This is a genomic window from Gordonia sp. 852002-50395_SCH5434458, from assembly GCF_001665905.1.
Taxonomy (GTDB): Bacteria; Actinomycetota; Actinomycetes; order Mycobacteriales; family Mycobacteriaceae; genus Gordonia; species Gordonia jacobaea.
The window spans coordinates 20,675-35,161 of the sequence record NZ_LZTC01000053.1 but is presented as its reverse complement, the minus strand read 5'-3'; the positions used below and the strand labels follow the sequence as shown (position 1 = coordinate 35,161).

Below are 14,487 nucleotides of genomic sequence, written 5' to 3'. Positions count from 1 at the left end.
TATCCCCAACCTCGCAGTCTGTCCGTCAATACGGTCGGGAGGTCGACGATGCAGATCATCGCGCGACACCCCCGGCCCGGACAACTGGTCCGGATTCATCGCTGCACAGTACGAGGCGGCGCCGGGCGGGAGAGACCTCTGGCATCGCAACCGTTTTGTGCTGCGCGCTGGAGGTAGATCTTTCGTGAATGTTTCACCTACCGTCTGGGCGATCACCTGTGTGGTGATCCTCGGCCTCTTCGTCTTCGACTTCTTCGCCCACGTGCGTGTTCCACACGCGCCGTCGCTCCGCGAATCCGGAATGTGGTCGGCAATCTACATCTCGATCGCCGTCGTCTTCGGTTTCTTCGTCTGGTGGCAATGGGGCGGAACCTACGGCGGTGAGTACTTCGCCGGCTACGTCACCGAGAAGGCGCTGTCCGTCGACAACCTCTTCGTGTTCGTGATCATCATGAGCAAGTTCGCGGTGCCACGCGAGTTCCAACAGAAGGTACTGCTTCTCGGCATCGTGATGGCGCTGGTGATGCGTGGCGCGTTCATCGCCGTCGGCGCCGCCGCGATCAACGCCTATAGCTGGGTGTTCTACCTCTTCGGCGCCTTCCTCATCTTCACGGCGATCAAGCTGCTCCGCGAGAGCGACGACCCCGTCGAGCACGAGGAGGAGCGCGAGACGAGGCTCGAGCGTTTCCTCAAGAAGCGTTTGCGCACCAGCGACGAGTACGACGGCGACAAGCTCTTCACCAGGATCAACGGCAAGCGGTGGGCCACGCCGATGCTGCTCGTCCTGATCGTCATCGGTTTCACCGACGTCTTGTTCGCGCTCGACTCGATTCCCGCGATCTACGGCCTCACACAGGAGCCGTACCTCGTGTTCACGGCCAATGCGTTCGCGTTGATGGGCCTTCGCCAGCTCTACTTCCTGCTCGGCGGGCTACTCGACCGGCTGGTGTTCCTGTCCTACGGTCTCTCGTTCATCCTCGGCTTCATCGGCGTGAAGCTGGTGCTGCACGCGCTCCACGAGAACACGCTGCCGTTTATCAACGGCGGCGAGCACGTAGCGGTACCGGAGATCTCGACGGTGCTGTCGTTGTCGGTTATCCTCGCGACACTCGTGATCACCACGGTGGCGAGCCTGCTCTGGTCGAAGCACAAGGGTGCGTCATCGAGTGAACCGGCGGTCCGACACGACGAGTAGCGTCGTCGACCTGCCCGGGTGTGCGGCGGCTCCTACGAGCTACCTGCGAGCTAGTCGGTGAAGGGGCCGTACACCTGGGTCCACTCGACGACCCGTACGCCGTCAATGGCCTGGTGCGCGTTGAACGGATCGTTGGCGATGAACACCTCGGCCTCGTCGAGGTCGGTGCCCCGTACGAGGATCAACGCGCCCGAGCCGTCGGGGTAGGGGCCGGTCATCAGCACGTTGCCTGCTTTGAACTCCTCGGCCAACCACTCGCGGTGCAATGCCCGGTGCTCGTCTCGCACGGCGGCTTTGGCCGGGCCGTAGGTGTAGTGGACTGCGAAGATCGCCACGATGTCGCTCCTGGTGTGTGGTTGGTCAAGGTGTTTGCCCGGGTCAGGGCGTAGGTTCGGTAGAACTCTTGTCGAGATGGGCGAGCATGCGGGTGTTGCCGAGGGTGTTCGGCTTGACGTAGCTGAGGTCGAGGAACTCGGCGACGCCGGTGTCGTACGAGCGGCACATCTCTTCGTACACCTCGCGGGTGACAGGCGTGCCCTGGATCTCGCGGAACCCGTGCCTTCCGAAGAAGGCGGTCTCAAAGGTCAGCACGAACACTCGGGACAGTTGGAGTTCCCGCGCAACCGACATGAGCTGACCCACCAGCAGGTGCCCGATCCCGCGGCCGGCGAAGCGCGTGTCGACCGCGACGGTACGTACCTCGCCCAGATCGGCCCAGAGAACGTGTAGCGCACCGCAACCCACGACGATGTCGTCGAGCTCGGCGACCCAGAACTCCTGGACTGACTCGTACAGCGTGACGAGGTTCTTCTCGAGCAGGATTCTGCCCGCGTAGAGGTCGATGAGCTCCTTGATGCGGGGCACGTCGGACGTGCGGGCGCGTCGAATGAGGGGCACCGTTTCCTGTTCGGCAGTGGGCACGGCATATGAGCCTAGTCGCGACAGATACGCTGGAGGGGTGCGGACTCCCGATCACATCGCCGACCCGGTCGACCCGGTGCCGGTGGTCAACATCGCCAATGCGCTGACGGTGTTCCGCATCGTGCTGGTTCCCGTGTTCATCGCAGTGCTCTTCATCGACGGCGGGCACAACGCGGTGTGGCGGGTCGTCGCCGCCGTCATCTTCGCGGGTGCTGCATTCACCGACAGAGTCGACGGCAGGCTGGCCCGCGAACGCGGACTCGTGACCGACTTCGGGAAGATGGCGGATCCGATCGCCGACAAGGCGCTGATCGGTGCGGCGCTCATCGGTCTGTCGATCCTGGGTGATCTGAGCTGGTGGGTGACCGGCATCATCCTGGTCCGCGAGTTGTGGGTGACGCTCCTGCGCTTCTGGGTGATTCGATACGCGGTGATCCCGGCGAGCCGCGGCGGCAAGCTGAAAACGTTGCTGCAGTCGGTCGGTATCGGGCTCCTGGTGCTCCCGTTGCACGGTCCGTGGCACACGATCGCGATGGTGATCATGTGGGCCGCCGTCGCTGTGACCGTGGTGACGGGCGTCGACTACACCTGGCAGGCGCTACGCGTGCGCGTCCGGGCAGCTCGGTCGGACTCGACGACCGGTTCGCTACGCAAGGCCCCCGGGTCCCGCAAGACTTCTGACTCCCTTCCGCCTTCGCCGCACCGCCATTCCGACACCGTGTGATGGGTACGCGCCACTAGTCGACGTCGCGCGCAGTTGCGACGCGCGGACGAACGGCGTACGGCGACTGTCGGAACTTTGGACTAGTGTCGTGCAGACACACGGGGGACGGTGTGCGAAAGTTCGGGAACGTATCGGCTGTCTCCGGCGTTGAAGCCGAACGGACACAAGAGACAGACACACGACACAGACCACGACACAGACACCGAGAGGAGACTCGATGGCGATGCTCTTGCGCGAAGCGCTAGGCGACAGCTTGCGCCGGGTGCGTACCCAGCAAGGCCGAACGCTGCGCGAAGTATCCACGAATGCACGGGTCAGTCTGGGATATCTGTCCGAGGTGGAACGCGGCCAGAAAGAGGCGTCGAGCGAACTGCTCGCCTCGATCTGTGATGCTCTCGACGTCGAGATCGCCGACCTGCTTCTCGACGTCGGCACGGCCATGCGACCTGAAACAGCCGACGCCGATGCGATGGCATTGGCGGGCGAATCGGGTCTCGGTTCACCGAAGGTCGTCATCCCATCGCCCGACACTCACCGGACCACTGCGCTTGCCGCTGCCTGACAAGTGCCAATCTGTCGGTGGGTAGGCGCTAGATTGGTCTCAGTACATCGACAGACCCCGCTGCATCGACAAGACCGGCCGAGTCGTTGAGACCGCTGAATCGATAAGACCTGTCGGACCGAGGTTCGACGACGCTGAATGGAGTTGACGAAGAGCATGGCGAATCCGTTCGTGAAGCTGTGGCGCTACCTGATGGCAGCAGGCAACGCGAAGATCGACGAGAACGCCGATCCGAAGATCCAGATCCAGCAGGCGATCGAAGACGCGCAGCGTCAGCACCAAGCGCTGTCCCAGCAGGCGGCCGCCGTCATCGGCAATCAGCGTCAGCTCGAGATGAAGCTCAATCGGCAGCTAGAGGAGATCGAGAAGCTGCAGGCGAATACCCGTCAGGCGCTGACTCTTTCTGATCAGGCGACAGCCGCGGGCGACACGCAGAAGGCCCAGGAGTACACGAACGCTGCCGAGGCGTTCGCCGCGCAGCTCGTCACCGCGGAGCAGAGCGTCGAAGATCTGAAGGCTCTTCACGATCAGTCGTTGCAGGCCGCCGAGCAGGCCAAGCACGCTGTCGAACGCAACGCGATGATTCTGCAGCAGAAGCTTGCCGAGCGGTCGAAGCTCCTCAGCCAGCTCGAGCAGGCCAAGATGCAGGAGCAGGTGTCGGCCTCGCTCAACCAGATGAGCGAACTGTCGGTACCCGGAAACACCCCGAACCTCGATCAGGTGCGCGACAAGATCGAACGCCGCTACGCCAACGCACTGGGCTCAGCCGAACTGGCCAAGAACAGCGTTCAGGGTCGCATGCAGGAAGTGCAGCAGGCCAGCGTTCAGATGGCAGGCCACTCTCGCCTCGAGCAGATCAGGGCCAGCATGAACGGCGGAGCACTACCGTCCGGTGGTACGGCGGCGCAGCCGGCTCAGAACGCGGCCCCTGCCCAGCAGCCGACGCAGCCCGCGACCGAGCCCCCCACCAGCAACTGACGGGTACACCGCCCCGCGTCGGGATCGTTGCCGGACCAGACGCCGGGCACGCTTTTCCGGCGTTCGCACTCGCCGAGCGCTGCCGCGACATCGGTTGGCATTCGACCGTATTCACCGGCACGCAGTGGTACGCCGCGGCCGGTAGTCGGGGCATCGACATCGCAGAGCTCCCGGAACTGCGCCCGGACGATGCCGACGATGACCTCGACGCCGGGGAGAAGCTGAGCGGGCGAGCAGCCCGCATGGCAGTCCGTCTCGCGCCGGTGCTGGCGAGTCGACGTATCGACCTGGTGGTCTCGGACGTCATCACCGTTGCCGGATCGTGGGCCGCAGAGCTGACCGGGTTACCGTTCGTCGAACTGTCGCCGCACCCGCTGTACGCGCCGTCGAAGGGGCTGCCGCCGGTCGGGGCAGGTATGGCGCCCGGCCGCGGATTCCGTGGCCGGTTGCGCGATATAGCGATGCGTGCCGCGAGCAATCGGTCCGTCGCTCTCGGCGTGCGTCAGCGCGCCGCAGCGCGCAGCGGCATCGGTCTTGCGGATCGGGTACCGTCGCCTGCCGCCCGACTGATCGCGACCCTTCCCGCCATGGAGGTCTGGCGACCGGATTGGCCGCGCGACACCCATCTCGTCGGTCCGCTGCTCTGGGAGCCGACCGCTCAGATCTTCGAACGGCCCTCGGGAGAAGGGCCGCTGGTCGTAGTCGCGCCGTCGACCGCGGTCACCGGTTGTCAGGATCTGCTCGACGAGACACTCGGCGCACTCGGCGCGATAGCGTCACGGACCCCGATACGGGCCGTGATCTCGTCACTGGACCCGCCTGCACAGGACACACTCGCGCGTGCAGGCGCGGCGTCGGTGAGCTTCGGACTCGGTCGTCAGGACGAGTTGCTTGCCGATGCTGACCTGGTGGTGTGCGGGGGTGGCCACGGAATGCTCGCGAAGTCGTTGTTGGCCGGAGTCCCCGTCGTCGTCGTTCCCGGCGGCGGTGACCAGTGGGAACTTGCGAATCGGGTGAGCAGGCAGGGCAGTGGTGTGCTTGTTCGGCCCGCCGACTCGGCGTCGATTGCGGAAGCGATCGAGGCGGTACTGCGCGATCCTGGCCACGCCGCTGCTGCTGCGGCGGCACGACGGTCGGCGACCGCGGTGACCGACCCGATCGACGTGCTACGCGGTGTGCTCGCGTCGGCGGGAACGTAGGCTGGCCGAGTGCGTCTCACGGAGTTCACGGAGCTGATGACAACCCAGTTCGGGGTGTCGTCGGCCGATGCGATCCTGGCCGATCACGTGCTCATCGAGTTCGGTGGCCGGACCGGGGCTCAAGCCATCGAAGAGGGCGTTGATCCCCGTGACGTCTGGGTGGCGATCTGCCGCGACTTCGATGTTCCGCGCTCGCGGTGGTGACACCCACGCGGTGAGTTCGGGGCCGAAGAGTCACGCAGTCCAGTCGATGCGGTCGGCCATGTCGAGCAGGCGCTGTCTGCGGACCTCTCCGGTGGCCCCGATCCAGGCGATCAAGCCGTAGACGTGGGCACGAAAGTTGCTGTGCCCGTGATGGTTCTGCGCATGTGCACCGGTCAGCGCAGCGTTGTGTAGCAGCGCCCGCAGGGCGTCGTAGTCGTGTCGCGATACCCGGGGACGGTCGTTGACGACAAGTCCTGCCAGCCGCTGCTGCTGATGGCGATGCATCACGCGGGTCTTCGAGGTGTTGACCGCGAAACCGCAGTCGTCGACGATGCGCGTAACCGTCCACAGTGCACGCGCGGAGTCGAGGTCGTCGCCGGAGACCGCGAGGTCGTCGCCGTATCGGGTGTAGCGCAGGCCGTTGGCGCTGGCATAGCCTGCGATACGTCGATCCACCTGTGCGAGAGCGAGATTCGCGAGATGCGGTGACGTCGGAGCGCCCTGGGGGAGATGGCGTCGACGGAGCAGGCTCGCATGCGCATAGTCGATTCCCGAGAGTTGGTCGGCGGGTGTCGACGTCGTGCACAGTTCGGCGAGAAGACGTGCGATGTGCAGTGGATAGCCGACGTCGTCGAAGATCCGACGGACCCGGCCCACCCCTATCGATTCGAAGCAGTGCAACAAGTCGACGCGCAGCACCGTCGTACGGTCGCTGTGCGGCCACGCGAAGGCGGCAGGTGAGGAGCCCGGCTCGAATCCGCGCGCGGCCGGGTGAGCGGGGATTCGGCCGACGAGCCTGTGCAGGAGCCGACGCTGTGTCTCACGCATCCGGGGCTTGGGTGCCTCGATGACGCGGACCCCGGATCGCTTTTCGCGGCGGAACACCCGATAGTGCCGCAGCCGCGGGTTCGCGGTACGCAACCAGGTACCGCGATCGGCGAACCATTCGAGTTCGGGCACCGTGAAGTCCAGCCATACGGCGAACTGTTCGACGTCGGACAGCGAGGGTAGGTCGTTGGCGAGTGACGGCGCTGGTGGCGGACCGGGAAGTTCGACGACGCGCGTGGCAGGCGGATCGGGCACCGTCCACGGAATTAGCGCCAGCCGAAAGATCTCACCGGTGTGCGCGGGCTCGTCCGGTGCGAGAGCGAAGGCCTGCTGTGCGACGTCGACGCAGATCTCCGCGGGTAGCTCGATGCCGGCGGCTCGAACGACCGCGGGCCACGTCCAGTCGACGATCCTGTCGGCGATGGCCGCTGCGAGGACACTGACCTGATCGGCGGTGAACGGCGGTTGCGGTCGGGTCATCGTGATCGGGCAGCCGTGACTGGAGCGGAGGGCGTGACGGGGGCGGATGGACGGCCGGGGTGACCACGAGCCGAGTACTCGTCGCCGGCTGGCACGCGCAGCGTGCGGAGCGGCGTCGGACGCAGGAACCAACTGTGATGTGTACCCAGGGGTTGCCCCTGGGACGGATCTCTCGATCCACTCTCACCCCGGCCGCCCACGTCGACGACCCTAGTTGTTTCTTCGACGAAAGATTGTCAATGCGATATTTCGGCCGAACGTCGCTGCTGTCGGATGGAGGCGCCACTGGGTGGTGGCGAATCGACCTTCGCCCGCGTGTCACACTTGCCGTCGAACACGTGTTCGCGCAATGCTGTATTCAGTGGAACCACAGCGACCCCGGATGCGTCAGAGATTCTGCCAGACCGGTTTTTGCCAGACCCGGACTCGCCAGATCCGGTTTTGTCAGACCTACCGACTAGCGTCCAACGCAACATGAAACGAACAACGGCCTCGAAGACAGCACGTTCAGCGCGTAGCACGCAGGACGGCACAGACAAACCTCAACCATCCCGAACAAGGAGAGATTCCATGGCTGCAGCTCCCCAAGACCGCGAGAAGGCTCTCGACCTCGCGCTGGCCCAGATCGACAAGAACTTCGGCAAGGGCTCGGTGATGCGCCTCGGTGAGGAGAGCAGGCAGCCGATCGAGGTGATTCCGACCGGTTCCATCGCACTCGACGTCGCGCTCGGTATCGGCGGTCTGCCTCGTGGTCGTGTCGTCGAGATCTACGGCCCGGAGTCGTCGGGTAAGACCACCGTCGCACTCCACGCGGTGGCCAACGCCCAGGCTGCGGGTGGTATCGCCGCATTCATCGACGCAGAGCACGCCCTCGATCCCGACTATGCGGCCAAGCTCGGTGTCGACACCGATGCACTGTTGGTCTCCCAGCCCGACACCGGTGAGCAGGCTCTGGAGATCGCCGACATGCTGATCCGTTCCGGCGCGCTCGACATCTTGGTCATCGACTCGGTGGCCGCGCTGGTGCCTCGCGCCGAGATCGAGGGCGAGATGGGCGACAGCCACGTCGGTCTGCAGGCACGCCTGATGAGCCAGGCGCTGCGCAAGATGACGTCGGCGTTGAGCAGTTCCAAGACCACCGCGATCTTCATCAACCAGCTCCGCGAGAAGATCGGCGTGATGTTCGGGTCACCCGAGACCACCACGGGCGGCAAGGCGCTGAAGTTCTACTCGTCGGTGCGACTCGACGTACGTCGTATCGAAACCCTCAAGGACGGCACCGACGCCGTGGGTAACCGCACTCGCGTCAAGGTGGTCAAGAACAAGGTCGCACCGCCCTTCAAGCAGGCCGAGTTCGACATCCTCTACGGCCAGGGCATCTCCAAGGAGGGCTCACTCATCGACATGGGTGTGGCCGAGGGGTTCATCCGCAAGTCCGGCTCGTGGTTCACCTACGAGGGCGACCAGCTCGGCCAGGGCAAGGAGAACGCCCGAAAGTTCTTGTTGGAGAACACCGACATCCGCGACGAGGTCGAGAAGAAGATCAAGGAGAAGCTGGGTATCGGTGCGGTCGTCGACGCCGACGACATCGCACCCGCGCCGGTGGAATTCTGATCTGCGCGCATCGCCGATGAGTTCACCCCATGACCCCGGGGAGCCGAGTGAGTCCACGACGGAACGGAAAGGTCCGTCCGCGTGGGATGTTGCACTCCGGCTCCTCGGGGTTCGTGCACGTAGCCGTTCCGAGATGGCCCAGCGTCTGACGCGCCGAGGATTCGACGCCGACACCGTCGACGAGGTGATCACTCGGCTCGACGCCCACAAGCTGCTCGACGACGAGGAGTTCGCCGCCGAGTGGGTGCAGTCACGCCACGCCTACTCGGGGCGAGGCCGCGTCGCGTTGCGGCACGAACTCGCCGCCAAGGGAGTCGACGTCGCGATCGTGCAGCGAGCGCTCGATGAGATCGACCCCGAGGACGAACGCGCCGCGGCTCGCAACCTGGTCGACCGGAAGCTCACGCCGACTGTGACCGAGCAGCTTGTCCGCGCCGCCGAGGACAACGACAGATCAGTGCGCGACAAGCACTTTCGACGCCTGGTCGGCATGCTCGTCCGACGCGGCTACCCGCAGGCCACGGCGATCGACGTCGTCGGCGGGGCGATCGACGAGATCACCTCCGCCGACTGACGTCAGGCCCGTGGCTTGGGCGAGGGCATCGGTATGTTCTCCATGGCCGCCTGGTCGACCTGATCGGCGTGGGGCACGTCGTCGGTGTTACCGCCGCGACCCTGCCGCAGTCTCCGCTCGATGTACGTCGCCAACGACGACAGCGCGAAGTTGATGATGATCAGGATGATGGCGATCACGATGAGAACCGGGATGTAGTTGCCGTACCGGGCCGCCGACAGCTGTGCCATGTGAATGATCTCGGAGTATCCGATGACATAGCCGAGCGCGGTGTCCTTGAGGGCAACGACCATCTGCGAAATGATCGCGGGCATCATCGCCGTGACGGCCTGCGGGAGCAGAACCGACAGCATCATCTGTGTCTTGCGCATGCCGAGCGCCTTGGCTGCCTCGGTCTGCCCGGTGGGCAGCGACTTGATGCCCGAGCGCAGGATCTCGGCCATCACCGAGCCGTTGTAGAGCGTCAAGCCGCAGACCACAGCCGCGAAGGCCAACTGTGACGACGGCACCACTCCGTATTGGGCGAAGAAGAACCACAGGAACAGCATCAGGATCAGCACGGGAATCGCGCGGAACACCTCGACCAGCACGGTGCACAGCCCGCGTACCCAGGCGTGATCCGACAGCCGTCCGATGCCCAGGATGGAACCGAGTATCAGTGCGAGCACAATCGAGAGCGCTGCCGCGGCAAGGGTGCGCCACAGACCGGGGAAGATGTATCCGGTCCAGGTGCTCCACGTGACGAATGGCTTCCACTTCTCGGCGGTGAACTGGTCGTTGCCCGCGAACACCGCGATCACGTACGCGAAGATCGCAACGAGGATTGCGATGAAGACAACGGCCACGATCGCGTTGCGGACGCGCGCCCGGGGGCCGGGAGCGTCGTAGAGGACGGTTGCCTTGTCGCTCATCGCTTGACCGCCCATCGCTTTGCGAGCCAACCGAAGACGGCGCCCTCGCTGAGCGTGATGATCATGAATCCGACAGCGATCACCGCGAAGATGACCAGTAGTTGGTCGGCAAACGACTCGATCTCCGTTTTCATCAGTGCCGCGGCTTCGGCGACGCCGATCACCGAGGCGATAGTGGTGTTCTTGGTCAGTGCGATGAGCACGCTGCCCATCGGGCCGATCGTCGCTCGAGTTGCCTGCGGGAGCACGATGATGCCGAACACCTGGGTGAAGGAGAGTCCGAGCGATCGCGCGGCTTCGGCCTGCCCCAGTGGAACGGTGTTGAAACCCGCGCGCAGCGTCTCACAGACGAATGTCGACGTATAGATGATGAACGCGAGGACAGCGAGCCAGAAGTTGTTGGTCTTGATGGTCGACGAGAACGTCAGGCCGAGATTCTGATACAGCCCGATCGCCGCGAACAGCACGATCAGGGTCAGTGGTGTGTTGCGCACGATATTGACGTACGTCGTACCGAAGCCACGCATCACGGGCACGGGGGAGACCCGCATACCGGCCAGGATGGTGCCCCAGATCAGGGAACCGATCGCCGACCAGAACGTCAATTGGATCGTCACCCAGAACGCGGGCCACAACTGCGGCCCCATATCTTCCCAGAGTTCACTCACGACTGGTCACCTCCTCACTTCAGGCCCGCTGGGCACGGTGTGGACTTCGATTCGAGGAATGCGAGGTCTCCGGGCTTCGGCGTGAACGCGAACTTTGATCCGGGCTTATCCGCGCGCTGCTGGATCTCGTTGACGTAGTCGTCGCCGAGGCTCTTGCGCAGTGCGCTGATCCACGGTGACGGACCGTTGTCGGCGCTCGGCTTCAGCATGGAGTCGAGGGCTTCGTTCACCTTGGTGACCGACTCCGAGTCGCCCTTTGCCAAACCGATCCCGTAGCGCTCAGTGGAGAACGGGGTCCCCGCCGCCTTCAGAGCCTTCTTGACGCATGCGTCCTTGAGGTAGGTCATCTCCACCAGACGGAATTCGCCCTTCCAGAAGTTGGAGTAGCCCGCGAGGATCGATTCGTCGGTGGTCAGTGCGTCGACCTTGCCCCGACGTAGCGCCTCGACGCACGCGGAGTACGAATCATATTCCTGCAGTTCGATATTGGGCAGTTGTGCCTTGACGTTCTGTGCCGACGTCGAGCCGGTGACCGAGCACAGTTTCTTGCCCTTGCCGAGATCGGGGAGATTCTGGATCGACTCGTCGGACTTGCGCACCATCAGCCCCTGATACGTGATCAGGTAGGGGCCACCGAAGTCGACCTTCTTCGCGCGGTTCTCGTTGATCGAGTACGTGGCGGCGATCATGTCGACCTCACCGTGCTCGATCATGGCCTCGCGTCGAGCCGACGGAGTCTCGCGCCACGAGATCTTCGGGTGGGCCACTCCGAGCGAGTCGGCGATGTGATTGACGACGTAGGTGGAGACGGCCGGGTCGAAACCGCTCATGGACTTGTCCGGGTTGTAGATTCCCAGCCCCGGCTGGTCGAACTTGGTGCCGAGCACGACCTCTCCGCTGCGGATCGAGTCGAGCAGGTTCTTCGGCTCGGTGCTCCCACAGCCGGCGAGTAGCGAGACAAAGAGCGCACACACGGGGAGAAATACCGCGAGTGCGATGGTTCGGCGGCCAGGCCGTTTCCGTAGGGCAGTGGTGTCTACAGGCGGGTGCCCGGAGGCATGCCGACGCGTCGTCGGCGACGTGTCGGTCATGTCAGTGGCCCAGGATCTTGCCGAGGAAGTCCCTCGCGCGTTCGGACTGCGGACTGTCGAAGAAGCTGTCCGGATCGGTGTCCTCGACGATCGCGCCGTCGGCCATGAAGATCACTCGGTCGGCAGCCTTGCGGGCGAAGCCCATCTCGTGGGTGACCACGAGCATGGTCATGCCCTCCTTGGCCAGCGAGACCATCACGTCGAGCACCTCGTTGACCATCTCTGGGTCGAGAGCCGACGTCGGCTCGTCGAACAACATCACCTTCGGGTCCATGGCGAGTGCGCGTGCGATCGCGACGCGCTGTTGCTGGCCGCCGGAGAGTTGCGCGGGGTACTTGTCCTTCTGACTGGCGATGCCGACGCGTTCGAGGAGTTCGAGTGCGCGCTTCTCGGCGTCGGCCTTGCTCTTCTTGCGGACCTTGGTCGGCGCGAGTGTGACGTTCTGCAGAATTGTCTTGTGCGCGAACAGGTTGAACGACTGGAAGACCATTCCGACGTCGGCGCGCAGAGTGGCCAGGTCGCGGCCTTCCTCGGGGAGTGGCCGTCCCTCGACGAAGATCTCACCGGAGTCGATGGGTTCGAGCCGGTTGATCGTGCGGCACAGCGTCGACTTGCCCGAGCCGGATGGGCCGAGCACCACGACCACTTGTCCGGCGGGGACCTCGAGGTCGATGTCCTTGAGGACGTGCAGCTCGCCGAAGTGCTTTTGCACGTTCTTGAGCACGATCATCTTGGTTCCGGATGCGGGAGCCGGGGTCGCGGGTCCGACCGCCGAACCCCCTGTCGGTGAATCGGTCATAACCGTCGACACTAATGCCGGGAACCCTCACAGGCGCGGTGAATGAGAACCTCGGCGTTGCGCGTGTGGTGACCGTGACGGCGATTTGCACCGGCACCGTACCCTGGATCCAGTGAGTACGGAGTTGTCGGAGCGGCATGAGCTGCCGCAATCGGGGCGCAGCTATCAGGTGCGTACCTATGGCTGCCAGATGAACGTGCATGATTCCGAGCGCATCGCGGGTCTTCTCGAAGATGCCGGTTACGTGCGCGCCGACGAGGACGGCGATGCCGATCTCGTCGTGTTCAACACATGCGCGATCCGTGAGAACGCCGACAACAAGCTGTACGGCAACCTGTCGCACCTCGCGCCGGTGAAGACACGACGACCCGGCATGCAGATCGCGGTCGGCGGATGTCTCGCGCAGAAGGACAAGGACACGGTGTTGCGCAAGGCGCCGTGGGTCGACGTCGTCTTCGGTACGCACAACATCGGTTCGCTGCCCGCACTGCTCGACCGCGCCCGACACAACGAGGAGGCGCAGGTCGAGATCCTCGATTCACTCGAAGCCTTCCCGTCGACGTTGCCGGCCAAACGTGACTCGGCCTACTCCGGGTGGGTGTCGGTGTCCGTCGGATGCAACAACACCTGCACCTTCTGCATCGTTCCGTCGTTGCGCGGCAAAGAGGTTGATCGACGCCCTGGCGACGTACTCGCCGAGGTGAAGGCGCTCGTCGATCAGGGCGTGCTCGAGGTGACGTTGCTCGGACAGAACGTCAACGCCTACGGCATGTCGTTCGCCGATCCCGAACTGCCCCGAAATCGCGGCGCGTTCGCCGATCTGCTGCGCGCCTGCGGCGACATCGACGGCCTTGAACGCGTCCGATTCACCTCGCCGCATCCGGCAGAGTTCACCGACGACGTCATCGACGCGATGGCGCAGACACCCAACGTCTGCCCGCAGCTGCACATGCCGCTGCAGTCGGGGTCGGATCGCATTCTGCGGGCCATGCGACGCAGCTATCGCACGACCAAGTTCCTCGGCATCCTCGACAAGGTGCGCGACGCGATGCCGCACGCCGCGATCACCACCGACATCATCGTCGGATTTCCCGGTGAGACCGAAGAGGACTTCGCCGCAACGCTCGACGTGGTCGAGCGTGCGCGGTTCTCGAGCGCGTTCACCTTCCAGTACTCGCCTCGACCGGGCACACCCGCGGCAACCATGTCCGACCAGGTGCCGCCGGAGGTGGTCAGTGAGCGCTACCAGCGACTGATCGCGCTGCAAGAGCGCATCTGTCTCACCGAGAACCGGAACCTCATCGGCACCGAGGTCGAGCTGCTGGTCGCGGCGGACTCCGGGCGCAAATCCGCTGACACGGGGCGGCTGACGGGCCGTGCGCGCGACGGGCGACTGGTGCACTTCCGTGCCGGCGACGCGGCTGCCGCGGTCCGGCCCGGCGACGTCGTGGTCACCACCGTCACCGACGCCGCGCCGCATCACCTCATCGCCGACGGGGCCATCGCGTCGCATCGCAGAACCCGTGCAGGCGACGCACACGAACTCAACGCCACCCCGACGACGGCGCCGGTCGGCGTCGGACTCGGTATGCCGGGGGTGGGACCGTCGCCGATGCCTGCGGCCGTCTCCACCGGGTGTTCTTCGGGCGCCTGCGGTTCATGAACCATCGGTGTGACCCGCCGGGCATCCGTGATCTGCCGGGCGCCGTGAACTGCCGAACCACATGAACTGCCAAGCA

General features: G+C 64.7%; 16 protein-coding genes. 9 read left to right on the top strand and 7 right to left on the bottom strand.

Annotated elements, in window-relative coordinates:
- Positions 1–184 precede the first annotated feature (184 nt).
- Positions 185–1,195, top strand: a complete 1,011-nt coding sequence (locus tag A5785_RS12805) for a TerC family protein (protein ID WP_005204527.1) — start codon at positions 185–187, stop codon at positions 1,193–1,195.
- 50 nt (positions 1,196–1,245) lie between these two features.
- Here the strand turns inward: A5785_RS12805 and A5785_RS12800 are convergent, their stop codons facing one another.
- Positions 1,246–1,530 (bottom strand): YciI family protein, encoded by a 285-nt coding sequence (locus A5785_RS12800; RefSeq protein ID WP_064861474.1) that lies wholly within the window; start codon positions 1,528–1,530, stop codon positions 1,246–1,248.
- A gap of 43 nt (positions 1,531–1,573) precedes the next feature.
- Positions 1,574–2,116, bottom strand: coding sequence for an amino-acid N-acetyltransferase (locus tag A5785_RS12795; protein ID WP_064861475.1), 543 nt, complete (start codon positions 2,114–2,116; stop codon positions 1,574–1,576).
- A 37-nt stretch (positions 2,117–2,153) separates the two neighbouring features.
- Between A5785_RS12795 and pgsA the strand changes: the two genes are divergently transcribed.
- From pgsA to A5785_RS12770, 5 genes are all read left to right on the top strand, one after another.
- Complete coding sequence (gene pgsA, locus A5785_RS12790) at positions 2,154–2,840, top strand: CDP-diacylglycerol--glycerol-3-phosphate 3-phosphatidyltransferase (RefSeq protein WP_064861476.1); 687 nt, start codon at positions 2,154–2,156, stop codon at positions 2,838–2,840.
- 217 nt (positions 2,841–3,057) lie between these two features.
- Positions 3,058–3,402, top strand: coding sequence for a helix-turn-helix domain-containing protein (locus A5785_RS12785; RefSeq protein WP_005204535.1), 345 nt, complete (start codon positions 3,058–3,060; stop codon positions 3,400–3,402).
- Between the two features lie 156 nt (positions 3,403–3,558).
- Positions 3,559–4,380, top strand: a complete 822-nt coding sequence (locus A5785_RS12780) for a PspA/IM30 family protein (RefSeq protein ID WP_049697476.1) — start codon at positions 3,559–3,561, stop codon at positions 4,378–4,380.
- 242 nt (positions 4,381–4,622) lie between these two features.
- The gene (locus A5785_RS12775; RefSeq protein WP_156528042.1) at positions 4,623–5,579 is read left to right on the top strand and encodes a nucleotide disphospho-sugar-binding domain-containing protein; all 957 of its coding nucleotides are present in this window, start codon (positions 4,623–4,625) and stop codon (positions 5,577–5,579) included.
- 9 nt (positions 5,580–5,588) lie between these two features.
- Entirely contained in the window at positions 5,589–5,783 is a 195-nt protein-coding gene (locus tag A5785_RS12770) for a DUF3046 domain-containing protein (protein ID WP_005204540.1), read from the top strand.
- A gap of 30 nt (positions 5,784–5,813) precedes the next feature.
- Here the strand turns inward: A5785_RS12770 and A5785_RS12765 are convergent, their stop codons facing one another.
- Positions 5,814–7,091, bottom strand: coding sequence for a reverse transcriptase family protein (locus A5785_RS12765; RefSeq protein ID WP_064866801.1), 1,278 nt, complete (start codon positions 7,089–7,091; stop codon positions 5,814–5,816).
- A 570-nt stretch (positions 7,092–7,661) separates the two neighbouring features.
- Between A5785_RS12765 and recA the strand changes: the two genes are divergently transcribed.
- Entirely contained in the window at positions 7,662–8,705 is a 1,044-nt protein-coding gene (gene recA / locus A5785_RS12760; protein ID WP_005204544.1) for a recombinase RecA, read from the top strand.
- Positions 8,706–8,721: 16 nt separating this feature from the next.
- Positions 8,722–9,279, top strand: a complete 558-nt coding sequence (locus A5785_RS12755) for a regulatory protein RecX (protein ID WP_064862992.1) — start codon at positions 8,722–8,724, stop codon at positions 9,277–9,279.
- 2 nt (positions 9,280–9,281) lie between these two features.
- On the opposite strand, the gene A5785_RS12750 is transcribed toward A5785_RS12755, so the two are convergent.
- The 4 genes from A5785_RS12750 to A5785_RS12735 all read right to left on the bottom strand — a co-directional run bounded on the left by A5785_RS12750 (position 9,282) and on the right by A5785_RS12735 (position 12,679).
- Positions 9,282–10,190: an amino acid ABC transporter permease gene (locus tag A5785_RS12750; RefSeq protein ID WP_064866799.1), complete on the bottom strand. Its 909-nt coding sequence runs from the start codon at positions 10,188–10,190 to the stop codon at positions 9,282–9,284.
- Entirely contained in the window at positions 10,187–10,858 is a 672-nt protein-coding gene (locus A5785_RS12745; RefSeq protein WP_064866797.1) for an amino acid ABC transporter permease, read from the bottom strand. Before A5785_RS12745 ends, A5785_RS12750 begins: the two co-directional genes overlap by 4 nt.
- Positions 10,859–10,872: 14 nt before the next feature.
- Positions 10,873–11,832 (bottom strand): glutamate ABC transporter substrate-binding protein, encoded by a 960-nt coding sequence (locus tag A5785_RS12740; RefSeq protein ID WP_197500824.1) that lies wholly within the window; start codon positions 11,830–11,832, stop codon positions 10,873–10,875.
- Between the two features lie 118 nt (positions 11,833–11,950).
- Positions 11,951–12,679, bottom strand: a complete 729-nt coding sequence (locus A5785_RS12735) for an amino acid ABC transporter ATP-binding protein (RefSeq protein WP_064866854.1) — start codon at positions 12,677–12,679, stop codon at positions 11,951–11,953.
- A 181-nt stretch (positions 12,680–12,860) separates the two neighbouring features.
- On the opposite strand from A5785_RS12735, the gene miaB reads away from it, so the two are divergent.
- Positions 12,861–14,411 (top strand): tRNA (N6-isopentenyl adenosine(37)-C2)-methylthiotransferase MiaB, encoded by a 1,551-nt coding sequence (gene miaB, locus A5785_RS12730; protein ID WP_231895468.1) that lies wholly within the window; start codon positions 12,861–12,863, stop codon positions 14,409–14,411.
- The last annotated feature ends 76 nt before the right edge of the window (positions 14,412–14,487 follow it).

Coding starts and splice junctions, on each gene's coding strand:
- A5785_RS12765 (WP_064866801.1), bottom strand. CDS start 7,091: ATGACCCGACCGCAACCGCCGTTCACCGCCGATCAGGTCAGTGTCCTC.
- A5785_RS12785 (WP_005204535.1), top strand. CDS start 3,058: ATGGCGATGCTCTTGCGCGAAGCGCTAGGCGACAGCTTGCGCCGGGTG.
- A5785_RS12750 (WP_064866799.1), bottom strand. CDS start 10,190: ATGAGCGACAAGGCAACCGTCCTCTACGACGCTCCCGGCCCCCGGGCG.
- A5785_RS12735 (WP_064866854.1), bottom strand. CDS start 12,679: ATGATCGTGCTCAAGAACGTGCAAAAGCACTTCGGCGAGCTGCACGTC.
- A5785_RS12780 (WP_049697476.1), top strand. CDS start 3,559: ATGGCGAATCCGTTCGTGAAGCTGTGGCGCTACCTGATGGCAGCAGGC.
- A5785_RS12755 (WP_064862992.1), top strand. CDS start 8,722: ATGAGTTCACCCCATGACCCCGGGGAGCCGAGTGAGTCCACGACGGAA.
- A5785_RS12775 (WP_156528042.1), top strand. CDS start 4,623: ATGGCAGTCCGTCTCGCGCCGGTGCTGGCGAGTCGACGTATCGACCTG.
- recA (WP_005204544.1), top strand. CDS start 7,662: ATGGCTGCAGCTCCCCAAGACCGCGAGAAGGCTCTCGACCTCGCGCTG.